Origin of the sequence: Vibrio pomeroyi, from assembly GCA_041879425.1 — a bacterium.
Lineage (GTDB): Bacteria > Pseudomonadota > Gammaproteobacteria > Enterobacterales > Vibrionaceae > Vibrio > Vibrio pomeroyi_A.
The window spans coordinates 1,018,666-1,033,687 of the sequence record CP090855.1 but is presented as its reverse complement, the minus strand read 5'-3'; the positions used below and the strand labels follow the sequence as shown (position 1 = coordinate 1,033,687).

The following is a 15,022-nucleotide window of genomic DNA, read 5'->3' as shown; positions in this document are numbered from 1 at the left end:
GCGCGGAATTTTTCATTTTATTCATTCGTAAATTAGGATGTTGACATGGGTAGAGTGATCGTTCTACCCTGTAAGTAGAACAATCATTCTACCCTTTGTCAGGTATTGAGAGAGCACTATGTTGAGAGAACAGATTGCAGCAAGCCTTGAAGTAGCGTTCAGCCAACAAGGTTTTGCTGAGCCGAGCGTTGCACAGCTGAAAACAGCGTGCGGTGTAAGCCTAAGAACCCTGTATAAACATTTCCCTTCAAAAGAAGCGATGATTGTTGGTGCATTGGAATACCGACACCAACGCTATCTCGACTTCTTACTGGAGGCGTCGCCAGAGGCTGGATTGGAATCTGTCACTCATATCTTCAACAAGCTTCAACAATGGTTAGAAGAGTATGCGCCGCATGGGTGTATGTCGATGAATGCGATTGCTGCATTTCCAGATAATGAGCTTATCAACCAATCGGTTACGCAACATAAAGAACAAGTTCGTTTGCTTATAGGCAAGCAGAGCCTGCGAGATGATCTCGCGACACCACTGTTTTTACTTCATGAAGGCGTATCAAGCGCGTGGCCAGTATTAGGCGAAGAAGCGGTGGCATCAGCACAGAATATGGTTACAAAATTACTCGAGGAAACACGATGAAATTCGAACTACCAAAGACAATGAAAGGCGTAGAGATGTTGGGTCACGGCGGAGCAGAAATGCTTGGCTACCGCGAAGATATCGCTGTTCCTCAAATCGAACCTAATGAAGTGCTGATCAAAGTGATGGCGGCAGGCGTTAACAATACGGATATCAATACGCGAATTGGTTGGTACTCAAAAAGTGACGATTCAGACGATGCAAGCTGGTCGGGTGAAGCGCTAAAGTTCCCTCGAATCCAAGGTGCTGACGTGTGCGGTTTCATCGTTGCAGTTGGTGATGAAGTCTCTGTTGACCGTATTGGTGAGCGCGTTCTTATCGAGCCTTGTTTAACGGAAGTGTACGGACGAGATCTGCCACAGCCATGGTATTTCGGTTCTGAGTGCGATGGTGGTTTTGCTGAATACACAAAAGTCGCCGCGAAACACGCTTATGCGGTGAACAGCACTATGTCGGATGTTGAGCTAGCCTCTTTTCCATGTTCTTACTCGACGGCAGAGAACATGCTGACTCGCGCAAATGTGGCTGAAGGTGATCGCGTACTTATCTCTGGCGCATCGGGCGGTGTCGGTTCGGCGGCGATTCAATTGGCGAAAGCACGCGGTGCATACGTGATTGCAATTACTAGCCCAAGCAAGAATGAACAGCTACTTGAATTAGGTGCTGATGAAGTGATTGCTCGTGATGCTGATTTGGTAAAAGCATTAGGTGTAAACAGTGTGCATGTGGTTATCGATTTGGTTGCCGGTGACAAATGGCCAGAGTTTCTTGACGTTCTAAAACCGCACGGCCGTTATGCCGTCTCTGGTGCAATTGGTGGTGCGATGGTCGAGCTTGATGTTCGTACTCTGTATCTGAAAGACCTTAGCTTTTTTGGTTGCACAGTTTTAGAACCACAAGTATTCCAAAATCTGGTTAACCGCATTGAGAAACAGCAGATCGGCGCGATTGTCGCGGAGTCTTTCCCATTGGCTGATATCCATACTGCACAAGATGAGTTCTTGAAGAAAAAGCACGTCGGCAAGATCGTACTAGAAGTAGCAGAGCGCTAATTTAGTCAGCTGCACGATTTAGATTGATGGAAGAGCGAGCAAGCTTTATTTGCTCGCTCTTTTTGTTTCTGGCGAATGCTGGGGGGGGGCTTGGCCTAGCAAATCGTTGAGTAACAGATCCTATACAGCTGAAAAATTAATGATTCATTTATCACTGTATGGTTTATGAGTTGCCTGTGCAATAATCACCGCCCTTATATATCCCGATCTATGTTGTATTCATCTAGGAGCCGTATTGATGTTTAAAAGGGTATTGCAGGCACTATTTTCCCCTTTCGTTGCTAATCAAAGTAAGCAAAGTCATTCTTCAAAAAGTGTCTCCCAACAAGCTACCTCCCAACAAACGACCTCTGAACAGGAAAGTGTTAAAGCAGCGCAAGTCACGCCTCGCTCTTCAATCTTTGTTCCGCCTTCGTCTGCTCAGCCATCATTATTAATTGTCGATAAAACGATGAGCCTTCACGATGGGGAGTTTCTTGATTATCTGTTTGGAGAATCACGCCTGAGAACAGAGTCAGATCCGTTTAGCGATTTTGTGGCTTGCCAAATCGAACGTTTGATTCGTTCTCCGAAAGCGTTGCTGAATGAGTTACCTGTTATGCCTGCCTCTGTCACTACATTAATGGGCGAACTACAGAATGATGAGTTTGATGTTGAGGCACTGTTGAGAGTGATTGAGCGTGAGCCAAGCATGGCAGCCGATGTGATTAAACTGGCTAACAGCGCCTTCTACAAACGCAGTGAAAAACAAGTTACCGACTTAAAAACCGCTTTCCTAAATATGGGCTCACAAGGGCTAATTGAAGGAGTGGTGAATTCTTACATGAAGAACTTTACGCCGGGCAATAACATTTACTGGCGTCATTTCGGTGAGAAGATTTGGAATCACAGCATCCAAACTGCGTCCTTTTCTAAAGAGCTGATGAAAGAATCACAAGCTCAAGAAGACCGAGCCACAGCCTACTTTGTTGGGTTAATTCGTAATCTGGGCAAGATGATCATCTTCCAAATGATGGTTGAAGCCTTCAAACATGTAGACCCTTCTGTTCCGCCGAATTCGTTAGCATTGAAGCGTTTGATGAACAGCTACTCCATTCGTTTGACCTACACCATTGCGAAGTTTTGGGAAATGCCGGAATCGGTGCTGACGGTGATCGGATACCAAGAATCGAGCCGATACGAATGCACACCGCTTGGCCAAGCCGTGTTTGAGGCTAACTACCTAAGTGAGCTGAAATACTTGTTGGAAGAGCAGGCTATTGATATTGAGCAGTTTAAAGCGCGATGCAAAGAAACGCTGATGTCACCAGCGGCATTCGAAGTGGCTAACCGTATCTATAAAGAGTCTGAAGTAGCATTGGCAGGATAAGCTGGTGGCTTAGGGCTTCGTGACCTAGGAGCTGGGGATTAGTCGTGTTAATTCTGGACACTGTTTTTCAGCGGTAGATTGTAAATGGTCTTACGAATCAGTAAGACCATTTTTGTTTTTGGTTGACTGTATTTAGTTTTGAATTGACCGCAACAGCGGTTTAGGGGATCTCAGCCAGTTGCTGCTTTAAGCTATCGATCTTGCGCAGTTCCTTGTCGATCTTATGTTGGTACTTTTGGACCTTATCGGCTTTGTCGTCTTGTTTGGCTTCTTCTAAGTCGGCTCTGTATTCGGCCAAATCTTCCTCACTGGATTCGATTTTTTCACGGAGGTCGTCTTTCAAACCTTCATTGGTGCAGTTCTCTTTCGCAGCTTTTAACGCTTTTGTTAATCGCTCCACTTTGTACTGATTGTCGTACTGTTCCGCTTTCTTGATTTGGTATTCGATCTCGCAGAACTTCTTCTCACAACCTGTGAGCGCGTCGCATTCAGTGCTTGCCATGCTGTTAAATGAAAATGCACAGAGAAACAGCATTGAGCCTTTTAGATATCGATTCATGATTTACCTTCTAATGGGTCTATTGAATTTGAGTCGAGTTTCCATCGTAATCTAACACTCCCGTTGTGTGCTATTGGCAGAGGAGTGTTAAAGATAAGTCTTTGTGCCTAAAGATTTATCTCTATCAAGGAGTGCTTCAGATATGACTAATCCACACATCCCCGAGGTCGCACCAACCGAATCCATCCACTTGAGCGGCCTGAATCTTTTCTGATACTTCCAAGTTAAACGCCTCCTGTTTGAGTTCAACCACAACCCCGGTTTCATCTAGCCAATGTCTAAGTTCAAACAGCCTATTCATTGCTAGAACGATGTCTGGCTCGCGTCGAATTGAGGTGATCCCTTGCCCAATAGTATTTAGCATCTCTGTGGCTAGCGATAAGTCTTCAAAAGGGAAACGAGTAAAGAAGCTCAACCATGAAGAGAAGGTGTCGTTTTCATCAATAATACTGCATAGGGCTATGTCTTTGGTCGCCGTGTAGTGCCCGTATTCGACATTGGTTTTTTGATCGCCAGATATTGATAATTGCTCGAAAAGCGCTTGGCATTCAGAGGTGTCCTCAACGGTGAAATCACGAGTGGTTTTCGACAGCTTTGGGTTTTGAATCTTAAAGAAGATTGACCCGTAATTCTGTAGATCTGAATGGCGCGCTCCACTCACCGCGATCGTTTTCTCTGGCACTTTGACGCACACTTGGTTTTGCGCACATGCCTTAGTTTTTGACCATTCAGGATAAACCCAAAGCTCGACTCGATTGAGAATCGGTGTGCTGTGTGAATAGGCATTGTTGCGGTTTAACCTCATCATCTTGCTTGAAAAGATGTCCAAAGCGAACGCACCGGAGCCGATAAGTTTATCTTCTGATGTGTTCTCAAATATCGAAGCCTCAGCTCTAGCCAGTAATCGAGGCAAATGCCAATCAGGCTCGCTCAGAGTCACTTTGATCACATCGCCAGTGACAGCCGAGACTTCAACAATATGTTGATAGCAACGACGCCAGAGTTTGCTCTTAGAGAGTGAGGAGAGACAACGCACTATGTCTTGGACTTCAAGCTTTCGACCGTTATGGAATTGAACACCATTACGAACTTGGAAATGCCAAACGGTAGCATCTTCATTAGGTTGCCAATGATAAGCCAAATCACCGCTGAGCTTCCCTTGTTGAATTGCAGTGAGGCGTTGGCAAATCTGCATCACTAAGAAACGTTCAGTACGCCTTAGTACACGCTGAGGGTGGAGTACTTCAAGTTCTCGGTGAAAGGGAACATACGCGACGTTCTGTGTTGAATGATTGTTGCTGCTCAGAAAGGTTTGTAACTCAGAGCCAGCGTTGCGGCCATTGAAGCTTAGGGTGTTAAACACCTGCTCAATATTGCCTGAATCTGCTTGGCTTTGGGCGTATTGGTAACACGCTTCAATCGGCTCAATAAGACACGTAAGCTGCGCCTTTTTATTACGCCCCGAACTGGCTTGCCACTCAATCCAGCCTTGCGCTGTCATTGCTTTCAATAGAGTTTGAACGTGACGTTCACTCACATGCAGTAGCGCTGCTAATTGGCTAACTTGGCAGCGTGATACTCCAGGCCCAAAAGCCTGAAATATCTTTTCATACAGTTCAAGCTTTCGCTTAAGGTTGCCCAATTCGAAGTCCTAAATCTTAGGTTGAGTTAAGTGTTGGTAGCCAGCATCAATGAGTGCTTTCTCCATGGTATCCAGTACGTGAGCACTTACCTCTGAGCTTAGGATATCGGAGTGCGTTTTTCCCTCTAACACCAGCTGTGAGAAGTGTTCGATTTGATATTCGAACCCATTACCTTGAATTGGGTGCTCGATGGTGACGGTTTCATTCTGATATTCAACCTCGATGTAGGCAGGGTTCCACCATTTTTCTTGAATCGTGATGGTGATATCTGAGCCACTTAATCGTGCAGTGCGTGGTAGGTTGTGCACTGTCGATGCCGAGATGGTGGCGTTGATCTCGCCAGAAAACTGGAAGCATGAGTCGGTATCGACATTTGAACCCTCATAAAGGCTCGACATTTCTACTTGAGGGCTGGAAGGTGTAACTCCAAGCGTGCGGCATAAATCGTAGAAAAACCACAGTCCGTAGACGCCAACATCGAGCGTTGCTCCACCTGCTAAGTCCGGGTTGAAGATAAACAAATCAGGGTCATAATCGTGATGGTTACCAAAGCTGGCTTCTACCGAATCAATCTTAATCTTGTTGTTGGTTAAGAATGACGTGAGCTCTCGATAAGCGGGGAACACGACGGTCTTCATCGCTTCTAGCAGCATCACACCGTTTTGCTCTGCGAGGGCTTTCATCTCCAGCAAATCGCCGAGGTTGGTGAAGGCTGGCTTTTCTACCAGCACGTTCTTTTTATGGCTTAGAAACAGTTCAGCCAAAGGCTTGTGATAAGGATGAACCGTGGCTATGTATACCGCTTCAACATCTGGGTCTTGCGCCATGGCTTCATAAGATCCATAAGCCTTGTCGCAACCGAATTTATCTGCAAACAGAGTGGCTCTTGAGTGATCTCGTGCTGACACCGCATAGAGTTCGCCATGTGAGCAATGCTCGGTGAGTGCAGTCGCAAAGCGGTTAGCGATGTTACCTAATCCAGCGATGCCCCATTTAATCTTGCGTTGCATGTTGCTCATTACTTACTCCAAATCTTTGCTTTGTAATAAGTGTACTTAGAGTTGCCCAATACAAATAGAGAACAGATTTCTCAACCTGTTCTCTATTTTTAATTAGCTTGTTTTGTTTGTGCTGCGCTTTGCTGTGCATGACTAGCCTTGTATTGAGCGCTTCCAATCAGCTAAAGCCTGAATGTGTTTTGGCCCAATACCGCAGCAACCACCAACAATATTGGCACCCAATGCGTACCAACGTTTTGCGTAAGCTAAGTAACCTTGGCCATCTAACTCACGCATCTCTTGAAGCATGTCATTCGCTTCATGTTCGCTGCTGATCGGCGCAAAGTTATTGGCGTAGACACCGATGTCTAGATCACAGCCTAACTCTTCAATTACTTGTTTAGCATCGATGATGGCTTGGTCCATTACTTCAGGCACTGAGCAGTTAAACATAATGCCTTTCGCGTTAGATTGGCAGGCCAGCTTGATGGCGTCTGTTACGCTCTCGCCAGAACGAATGTTGGCAGAGTCACCCTTAGCGTCTTCCAAGCTAAAAGCGTAGTAGCACGGCTTATCGGACTGCTTAAGTACCGCATGAATGGATTCGAATTCTTGCAGGCTACAGATTGTTTCCGCGATCCAAAGGTCGATGTTTGGATCTTGCGCATCGTAAAGGGTTTGAATGATTGGAGCCGCTTCTTCGACCTTGAACAAGTCTGGTCGGTAGCTGCCAAACGGTGGCGGAATCGCACCTGCAACTTTAACTGTGTGAGGTGCATTGTCAGCAACTGCCTTAGCCAGTTCACCAGATAGAGCCGCTAGCTCAAAGCCTCGTTGTGCAAAGAGATCTTCACCCAAATGAAAAGGCACACACGCATAGCTGTTTGTTATCAGGAGTTCAGCGCCTGCATCGACAAAGTTTTGATGCGCTTGGCTAACAAATTCAGGTGCTTCAATCAGTGCTTGAGCGCTCCAAAGAGGCTGTGAGAATGGCGCACCAATTTCTTTGAGTTCTCGGCCCATGCCGCCATCAAGTATGGTTAGTGTTTTCATATTCAATACTATCTAAACAATTGCTGAAGTTCTGCCGTCACCATATCAGACAACCTTGTCAGACAGAAGCCATCAAAGTGGAAGTGGTTTAGCTAAGTCAATACATCTCAATAACACAAGGAAAAGGGCTGGAGAGGTAATTGGTGCTATGCTGCATTGGATTTTAGAGATATGTTTGTCTCATTAACCATTGCGGAATGTTAAATGGTCGGTCACCACAATCTGTAGAGGAAAAGTGCATTGAAGTTATCGAATAAGCTCGTGCGTTACCCGCACATTGATGTTGAGCGTGCGTTTGAAAAAGAAGATGAGCTATTGCAGCAAATACAGGCTGGTGAGATTGGACAAGCCTTAATGCTGTGGCAAGCAAAAACGCCGACACTCGTTTTGCCTGCAGGTAAAAAGTGGCCAGTGACGGTAGAGTCTAGAAAGCAACTCGAGGCACAAGGTTGGCAACTCTCTTCGCGTAAAACGGGTGGCGCTCCCGTTCCCCAATTACCGGGGATCATTAACCTATCGCACATTTACCATTGGCCTCGTGATGAAGCTTACAATATTCAAAAAGCGTACCTGCATCTTTGCAATGTCTTGACCCTGTTTTTTAAAGAGTTAGGCGTGGATGTGGATGTACACGCGACTCCCGGTTCTTATTGTGACGGCGACTACAACCTCAATATCAATAAACAAAAAATAGTGGGTACTGCTCAGCGTGTTTTGTTGAAACGAGGAGGCGGTCAAATCGTACTTTCACAAGCCTGTATTTTGCTCGACGTTGACTTAGAGAACATCGTTGCGCCAGTGAATTTTTATAATCAAATTTGCGATAACCCGACCGTGGTTGATGCGCAGGTTCATACGCTGTTGTCCGCGCATGTGACGCCTCTACCCAACGTAGATTCACTCTTTCAGCAGTTAAGCCAAACCTTCATCAAGTATGCGTAGTATGAGTCTACTTTAAACTCTATACGAACTAGTTGGGGGACGAAAAATTCCAAAACTATGTGTTGATGAGAACGAATGGGTTGAAGTTGAGGGAGCGGAAACTTTATAATGTTACTTGTAACATAATAAAGAGTTCACATAGTTATGAAAGAGCCGCACAAGAAAACTCGAACCACACTTCAAGATGTGGCAGACAAAGTAGGCGTCACCAAGATGACCGTCTCTCGTTACATGCGTAATCCCGATTCAGTTGCAGCCAAAACTCGCGAGAAAATTGCTGCGGTTATTGAAGAGATGGGATACATCGAAAACAAAGCGCCAGCGATGCTCTCTAAGTCGTCGAGTAAAGCGATCGGTATCTTGCTCCCTTCATTATCAAACCAAATCTTTGCCGCGTTTGTTCAAGGTATCGAAACGGTTACCAAAGAGAACGGCTACGAGACGTTGCTCGCTCACTTTAGCTATGATGCTGTGGAAGAAGAGGAAAAAATTGCTTCGCTGCTTTCGTATCAAGTTGATGGGTTGATATTGACAGAAAGCCACCACACCCCCCGCACGTTACAGATGATTAAGAACTCTGGGGTCTCTGTGGTTGAAACCATGGAATTGCCGAGTAAACCGATTGATATGGTTGTCGGCTTAGACCACATCGATGCTTCTTATCACGTCGTGAAGCGCATGATTGAAGCCGGTAAGTGCTCTATTGCTTACTTTGGCGCTCGACTGGATGCGCGAACTAAATTGCGTTTGCAAGGCTATGACAAAGCGATGCATGAGGCTGGATTAGAGCCTAAGCACGTGTTGACTGAACAGCACTCTAACTTCTCTTTGGCTGAGGATCTGCTTGATCGCGCTCTTGCAGATTATCCAGATCTAGATGGCGTGTTCTGCACCAATGATGACATCGCGATAGGTACCTTGCTCATTGCCCAACAACGTGGAATCCAAGTGCCGCAACAGCTATCTGTGGTGGGCTATAACGCTCTAGATATCGGTCAAACGATACGCCCCAAACTGACCAGTGTGGATACGCCACGTTATGAAATAGGTAAGAAAAGTGCCGAGCTACTGCTTGCCCGATTGAAAGGTGAGCCAGTCGCGGAAACGGTAGTGGATATGGGCTATCGCATCACTGATGGCGAAAGCGTTTAACCAAGTATCGTGGAAACCGAAAGGGGCATCGAAATGATGCCCCTTTTGCGTTTACATTTAAGCGATAACACAGTTAGACGATAAAACTCGCCCCTTGTTCTGCACTCGAAACGCTTTGGCGCATCACGCTAAATAGGTTGCGCCCCATGGTTTGTTGGTTGGCGTCTACCTCAAACACTCTCGCTTGGCGAGACTGCATGTCGTTGAGGTTATTGAGTTCACCACTCGCACAATCTAAGCGCAGAATATCGCCTTCGCGAATAAGCCCAATGGCTCCGCCTCGAATAGCCTCCGGAGAGACATGAATTGCAGACGGGATCTTTCCTGATGCACCAGAGAGGCGACCATCAGTAACCAGAGCCACTTTAAAACCTTGTTTTTGTATGTTGCCTAGAATCGGCATGAGCTTGTGCAGTTCCGGCATCCCGTTTGCTGCTGGGCCATTGTTTATCACCACAACAATGCAGTCTTTGTTGAGCTCACCTCGTTGATACGCGGCTTCTACCTTGTGTTGGCAATCAAAAACTACCGCAGGTGCTTCTATTACACGTTGCTCTTCTGCAACAGCTGACACCTTAATCACTGCCTTGCCAAGGTTCCCTGAAAGGACTCGCGTTCCACCTGTGCTTTGGAATACTTGTTCTGGACCTGCAATTACCTCTGCGTCTGCCGACTGCTCGCACTTTTTCCACGTTAGCTTTCCATTTTCCAACTCTGGGATACTCATTTGATCTTCAAATGAGCCAAAGGTAGGTGTGACATCTCGGTGCAGTAAGTTGGCTTGATCTAAACGGCGCAATAGCGCGGGTACTCCTCCCGCCGCTTGGAATGCATTCATATCTGCAGGCCCGTTGGGGTAAACTCGAGCAAGTAAAGGCACCACATCGGATAGATCACTGATGTCTTGCCAAGTCAGAATAAACCCTGCTGCACGTGCGACCGCAACCATGTGAATGCTGTGGTTAGTACTGCCTCCTGAGGCGAGTAGGGCAACAATGCCATTGATTAAGCTTTTAGCGGTAAAGACTTCAGAAAGTGGGCGGAAACCTGAAGCTTGTGGTGTCATCGAGGCGATTTCGATTGCAGCATGCTGAGTCAGTGATGCGCGCAATTCAGAGTCAGGGTGAATAAACGCTGAGCCCGGTAGCATCAAGCCCATTGCTTCAAATACCAGCTGATTGGTATTGGCTGTGCCGTAAAAAGTGCAGGTGCCCGCTGAGTGATAAGCGTTGCACTCCATATCCAGTAAGGCATTTTTACCTACTTTACCTGCAGCATACTCTTGGCGGACGTGTACTTTCTCTTCGTTGCTGATGCCCGTTGCCATTAATCCTGCTGGAACAAATGCCGTGGGCAGATGCGCAAAAGAGAGTGCGCCTATTAACTGCCCCGGGGCTATCTTGTCGCAAATGCCAAGTAAAAGTGTTGAATCAAACACATTGTGGCTAAGTGACAAAGCCGTAGATTGAGCAATCAAGTCTCTTGAGAATAAAGACATATCCATTCCTGGTTGCCCTTGAGTTACTCCATCGCACATTGCAGGAACACAACCCGCTACTTGAGACGTGTGGCCGAACTTAGCTAATGCCTTTTTGATCTGATCAGGATAGTGTTGATACGGCTGGTGGGCGCTTAACATATCGTTGTAAGAGCTGATTAACGCCACATTAGACTTAGTGAGATCAAGGATGGATCGTTTCTCATCGGAACAAGAAGCCGCGACAGCGTGAGCTAAGTTGCCGCAAGAAAGCCCTTTGCCACCTTTGCCTGCATAGGCTTGATGTTTAGTTCGGTTTAGAAACGCTTCACGATCCGCTGTGCTTCGTTCGATTAATCGTTGAGTAACCGCTTGGATGGTTGGAAGGGTCATGCTATTTCTGCCTCATCAGTCATTGAAAGCACAATCGCAGCACAGTCCACAACGTCATCAATATCGCCATCAATGCTAATGACAACCGTATCTGGCTCGTGATCGGGTCTTTCTAATGTTTCGAATTGGCTTTTGATCATGTTCTCTTTCATGAAGTGGCCTTGGCGTTGACGCATTCGATGCAAGATCAGGTCAACATCGCCATCTAAAAAGAGAAAGGTGAGGTTTTTGTTCCCTTCGCGAATTTGGTCCCGGTATTTCTTCTTCAACGCAGAACACACAATAACGCCGTGCTCATTTTTACTTTCTAGGCTGTACGCTGCATCACGAACACGTTCCAGCCATGGAATACGATCATCATCATTAAGAGGTTGGCCTGACGCCATTTTTTGAATGTTTGCTCGAGGATGAAGGTCGTCACCATCAATAAACTTACGCCCAAGTTTTTTTGCCAACTGCTCGCCTATCGTGCTTTTCCCGCAAGCACTGACACCCATGACGATGACACTACTACCAGCCATAACTCAATCCTCTTAACAAATTTGCGCGTGATCTCAATTTTGAACATCGCTTGTAAATATGGCTTTATCTTATAAGTGTTATCGGTAACATGTTACCGGTAACTTAAGGAAGTGTGATGAAGGACACAAAACAACAATTCACAACAATTGTGATTGTTTTTGCATCCTACTGACTGAAAATTAGTCACATCTCACTATATTCGCGTTTAAAAATCACTGGAAAGAGATCTTTGGGGGATAAAATGGCCAACGATTACCGCGCAATTGCGAAATCTGTTGTTGAGCATCTTGGGGGCAAGACAAATGTGGCAGCCCTGACACACTGTATGACTCGACTACGATTCGTTTTACACAGCCAAGATGGCGTCGATATCAACAAACTAAAAGCACTGAAAGGTGTGATGGGTGTTGTTGATAATGGAGACAAAGTACAAGTTATCATTGGTAACGAGGTATCGTATGCATACAAAGAAGTGATGGCGCTTTGTGAGCTATCCACTGTATCTGAGTCAGAGGTTCCTGCTAAAAAAGAGAAGCTAACGGCTAAGTCAATTGGTGCGAAAATGTTGGATGCACTGGTTGGCACCATGTCGCCTCTTATCCCAGCAATCATTGGCGCTTCAATGGTCAAACTGCTCGCCATGGTACTTGAGATGCTGGGTTGGGTTGAGCCAAATGCGCCAACTTTGATTATCTTGAAAGCGATTGGCGATGGTGCTTTCTTCTTCCTACCGGTTATGGTTGCCGCTTCTGCATCGATCAAGTTCAAGACCAATATGTCTCTTTCCATTGCTATTGCTGGCGTCTTGATTCACCCGAACTTTATGGAATTGATGGCGCAAGCTGCAGAAGGCAAGCACGTTGATTTCTTCGGAATCCCAATCACGTCAGTAAAATACACCTACACGGTTATTCCTGTACTTGTGATGACTTGGGCTCTTTCTTACATAGAACGTTGGGTAGATAGCATTACCCCTGCTGTGACTAAAAACTTCCTGAAACCTATGTTGATCGTATTGATTGCAGCTCCGGTTGCTATCGTACTGATCGGCCCATTTGGTATTTGGGTAGGTACTGCACTTTCAGCGCTTGTTTACACAATTCATGACACGCTAGGTTGGTTGTCGGTTGCTATCATGGGGGCATTGTGGCCACTACTTGTTTTGACTGGCATGCACCGTGTATTTACTCCAACAATTATTCAAACCATTGCCGAGACTGGTCGTGAAGGTATGGTTATGCCTTCAGAAATCGGTGCCAACCTTGGTATGGGTGGCGCGTGTCTAGCTGTTGCTTACAAAACCAAAAACAGCGCATTAAAGCAGACATCATTAGCGGCGGGTGCTTCAGCTATCTTCGCTGGTATCTCTGAGCCTGCTTTGTACGGTGTGCTTGTTCGTCTTAAACGCCCACTTATCGCAACAATGATTACTGGTTTCATCGTAGGTGCATTAGCGGGTATGGGTGGTCTTGCGAGTCACTCGATGGCAGCACCAAGCCTGTTTACGAGCGTTCAGTTCTTCGATGTGAATGACCCGATGAGTATCGTTTGGGTGTTCGGTCTGATCGCATTGTCTATTGTTCTGTCATTCGTTCTAACCCTAGTTTTAGGCTTTGAAGATGTTCCAGAAGATGATGCCGATGAGAAAGCAACTTCAGAGCCAGCAAAGAAAGAAGCTGGCAAGGCTGAAGAGAAGACCACTGTAGTGTCCGCTTCTTAATTAGAATTGATTAATTTATTCAGTCACCTTACTTCATCGTAAGGTGACTTTTATTGTTTCCGAGGTATTCGATGTCAAACATTCAATTTCCCGAAGATTTCTTATGGGGCGGCGCTATTGCCGCAAACCAGTCTGAAGGCGCTCACTTAGCGGGTGGTAAAGGCCTTACAACCGTAGATATGATTCCTTACGGTACGAACCGCATGCCAATTAAGCTTGGTCAGGTTGATAAGGTGACGCTCAGCGAAGACGAGTTCTACCCAAGCCATAACGCGATAGATTTTTATCACCGTTACAAAGAAGACATCGCCTTGCTGGCAGAGATGGGATTTAAAGTGTTTCGCGTATCAATCGCATGGAGCCGAATCTTTCCAAAAGGTGATGAGTTAGAGCCGAACCAAGCCGGGTTAGACTTTTACCGTGATGTTTTTGAAGAGTGTAAGAAATACGGTATTGAGCCATTAGTTACCTTGTGTCATTTCGATGTGCCAATGCACTTGGTGAACGAGTATGGTTCGTGGCGCAATCGTAAGATGATTGAGTTCTTTAGCCGTTACGCGAGAACCTGTTTCGAGAACTACAAAGGTTTGGTGAAGTATTGGCTAACCTTTAATGAAATTAATATCTTACTGGCAAGCCCATTCTCTGGTGCTGGATTGTTGTTCCAAGAAGGCGAAAATCACGATCAAGTGAAATACCAAGCTGCCCACCATGAGCTAGTGGCGAGTGCTTTAGTGACTAAAATTGCCCATGAAGTTGATGAGCAAAATCAAGTGGGTTGTATGCTGGCGGGCGGTAACTTCTACCCTTACTCTTGTATGCCTGAAGATGTACTTATGGCGATGGAAAAAGACCGTGAGAACCTATTCTTTATCGATGTTCAATCACGTGGTTACTACCCATCTTATGCTCAAAAAGTATTTGATAACAAAGGTGTGGTGCTTGAAACACAAGAAGAAGATTTCGAGATCCTGAAAAATACTGTCGATTTCATCTCTTTCAGTTATTACGCTTCACGCTGTGCTTCCGCTGATATGAATGCAGGAAATACGAGTGCAGCGAACGTCGTCAAGTCAATCAAAAACCCTCACCTGCCAGCAAGTGATTGGGGATGGGTGATCGACCCTACTGGTCTTCGTATCACGATGAATACCCTATATGATCGTTACCAGAAACCGCTTTTCTTGGTTGAGAATGGCTTAGGCGCTCGTGACACCTTAGATGACAAGGGGGAGGTGAACGATGACTACCGTATCGATTATCTCCGTCAGCACATTGTTGCGATGCATGAAGCGATGGAAGATGGTGTTCCATTGATGGGATATACACCTTGGGGTTGTATTGATTTGGTCGCAGCGTCGACTGGCGAAATGAGTAAGCGCTACGGCTTCATTTATGTGGATAGAGACAACCTAGGTAATGGTACGTTAAATCGTATTCCTAAAAAGTCGTTCCATTGGTACAAAAAAGTGATCGCAAGCAACGGCAGCGACTTGGCTTAATTT

General features: G+C 45.9%; 13 protein-coding genes. 7 read left to right on the top strand and 6 right to left on the bottom strand.

Features of this window, described 5'->3' with window-relative positions:
- The first annotated feature begins 118 nt into the window (after positions 1-118).
- From L0992_20510 to L0992_20500, 3 genes are all read left to right on the top strand, one after another.
- Positions 119-637 (top strand): TetR/AcrR family transcriptional regulator, encoded by a 519-nt coding sequence (locus tag L0992_20510; GenBank protein XGB68784.1) that lies wholly within the window; start codon positions 119-121, stop codon positions 635-637.
- On the top strand, positions 634-1,689 hold the full coding sequence (locus L0992_20505) for an alcohol dehydrogenase family protein (protein ID XGB68783.1): 1,056 nt from the start codon (positions 634-636) through the stop codon (positions 1,687-1,689). Before L0992_20510 ends, L0992_20505 begins: the two co-directional genes overlap by 4 nt.
- 238 nt (positions 1,690-1,927) lie before the next feature.
- Positions 1,928-3,058, top strand: coding sequence for an HDOD domain-containing protein (locus tag L0992_20500; protein ID XGB68782.1), 1,131 nt, complete (start codon positions 1,928-1,930; stop codon positions 3,056-3,058).
- A gap of 160 nt (positions 3,059-3,218) precedes the next feature.
- Here L0992_20500 and L0992_20495 read toward each other — a convergent pair whose 3' ends face one another.
- The 4 genes from L0992_20495 to L0992_20480 all read right to left on the bottom strand — a co-directional run bounded on the left by L0992_20495 (position 3,219) and on the right by L0992_20480 (position 7,311).
- Positions 3,219-3,617: a DUF1090 domain-containing protein gene (locus L0992_20495; protein ID XGB68781.1), complete on the bottom strand. Its 399-nt coding sequence runs from the start codon at positions 3,615-3,617 to the stop codon at positions 3,219-3,221.
- Positions 3,618-3,753: 136 nt separating this feature from the next.
- The gene (locus tag L0992_20490) at positions 3,754-5,259 is read right to left on the bottom strand and encodes an SgrR family transcriptional regulator (GenBank protein ID XGB68780.1); all 1,506 of its coding nucleotides are present in this window, start codon (positions 5,257-5,259) and stop codon (positions 3,754-3,756) included.
- 9 nt (positions 5,260-5,268) lie between these two features.
- Positions 5,269-6,279 (bottom strand): Gfo/Idh/MocA family oxidoreductase, encoded by a 1,011-nt coding sequence (locus L0992_20485; protein ID XGB68779.1) that lies wholly within the window; start codon positions 6,277-6,279, stop codon positions 5,269-5,271.
- A gap of 132 nt (positions 6,280-6,411) precedes the next feature.
- Positions 6,412-7,311, bottom strand: a complete 900-nt coding sequence (locus L0992_20480; GenBank protein XGB68778.1) for a homocysteine S-methyltransferase family protein — start codon at positions 7,309-7,311, stop codon at positions 6,412-6,414.
- Positions 7,312-7,551: 240 nt separating this feature from the next.
- Between L0992_20480 and L0992_20475 the strand changes: the two genes are divergently transcribed.
- Positions 7,552-8,253 (top strand): lipoate--protein ligase, encoded by a 702-nt coding sequence (locus tag L0992_20475; GenBank protein XGB68777.1) that lies wholly within the window; start codon positions 7,552-7,554, stop codon positions 8,251-8,253.
- A 144-nt stretch (positions 8,254-8,397) separates the two neighbouring features.
- Positions 8,398-9,405 carry a LacI family DNA-binding transcriptional regulator gene (locus L0992_20470; protein ID XGB68776.1) on the top strand — a complete coding sequence of 336 codons (1,008 nt, stop codon included), beginning with the start codon at positions 8,398-8,400 and terminating at the stop codon, positions 9,403-9,405.
- 73 nt (positions 9,406-9,478) lie between these two features.
- Here L0992_20470 and edd read toward each other — a convergent pair whose 3' ends face one another.
- Positions 9,479-11,275, bottom strand: coding sequence for a phosphogluconate dehydratase (edd, locus tag L0992_20465; GenBank protein XGB68775.1), 1,797 nt, complete (start codon positions 11,273-11,275; stop codon positions 9,479-9,481).
- The gene (locus L0992_20460) at positions 11,272-11,796 is read right to left on the bottom strand and encodes a gluconokinase (protein ID XGB68774.1); all 525 of its coding nucleotides are present in this window, start codon (positions 11,794-11,796) and stop codon (positions 11,272-11,274) included. The genes edd and L0992_20460 overlap by 4 nt, the downstream gene beginning before the upstream one ends.
- Positions 11,797-12,038: 242 nt before the next feature.
- Between L0992_20460 and ascF the strand changes: the two genes are divergently transcribed.
- Positions 12,039-13,517: a PTS cellobiose/arbutin/salicin transporter subunit IIBC gene (gene ascF, locus L0992_20455; GenBank protein ID XGB68773.1), complete on the top strand. Its 1,479-nt coding sequence runs from the start codon at positions 12,039-12,041 to the stop codon at positions 13,515-13,517.
- Between the two features lie 71 nt (positions 13,518-13,588).
- On the top strand, positions 13,589-15,019 hold the full coding sequence (gene ascB, locus L0992_20450) for a 6-phospho-beta-glucosidase (GenBank protein ID XGB68772.1): 1,431 nt from the start codon (positions 13,589-13,591) through the stop codon (positions 15,017-15,019).
- The last annotated feature ends 3 nt before the right edge of the window (positions 15,020-15,022 follow it).

Excerpts from the sequence above, each read along its gene's own strand:
- L0992_20510 (XGB68784.1), top strand. The coding sequence starts at position 119 with ATGTTGAGAGAACAGATTGCAGCAAGCCTTGAAGTAGCGTTCAGCCAA.
- L0992_20505 (XGB68783.1), top strand. The coding sequence starts at position 634 with ATGAAATTCGAACTACCAAAGACAATGAAAGGCGTAGAGATGTTGGGT.
- L0992_20500 (XGB68782.1), top strand. The coding sequence starts at position 1,928 with ATGTTTAAAAGGGTATTGCAGGCACTATTTTCCCCTTTCGTTGCTAAT.
- L0992_20495 (XGB68781.1), bottom strand. The coding sequence starts at position 3,617 with ATGAATCGATATCTAAAAGGCTCAATGCTGTTTCTCTGTGCATTTTCA.
- L0992_20485 (XGB68779.1), bottom strand. The coding sequence starts at position 6,279 with ATGAGCAACATGCAACGCAAGATTAAATGGGGCATCGCTGGATTAGGT.
- L0992_20480 (XGB68778.1), bottom strand. The coding sequence starts at position 7,311 with ATGAAAACACTAACCATACTTGATGGCGGCATGGGCCGAGAACTCAAA.
- L0992_20470 (XGB68776.1), top strand. The coding sequence starts at position 8,398 with ATGAAAGAGCCGCACAAGAAAACTCGAACCACACTTCAAGATGTGGCA.
- edd (XGB68775.1), bottom strand. The coding sequence starts at position 11,275 with ATGACCCTTCCAACCATCCAAGCGGTTACTCAACGATTAATCGAACGA.
- L0992_20460 (XGB68774.1), bottom strand. The coding sequence starts at position 11,796 with ATGGCTGGTAGTAGTGTCATCGTCATGGGTGTCAGTGCTTGCGGGAAA.
- ascF (XGB68773.1), top strand. The coding sequence starts at position 12,039 with ATGGCCAACGATTACCGCGCAATTGCGAAATCTGTTGTTGAGCATCTT.
- ascB (XGB68772.1), top strand. The coding sequence starts at position 13,589 with ATGTCAAACATTCAATTTCCCGAAGATTTCTTATGGGGCGGCGCTATT.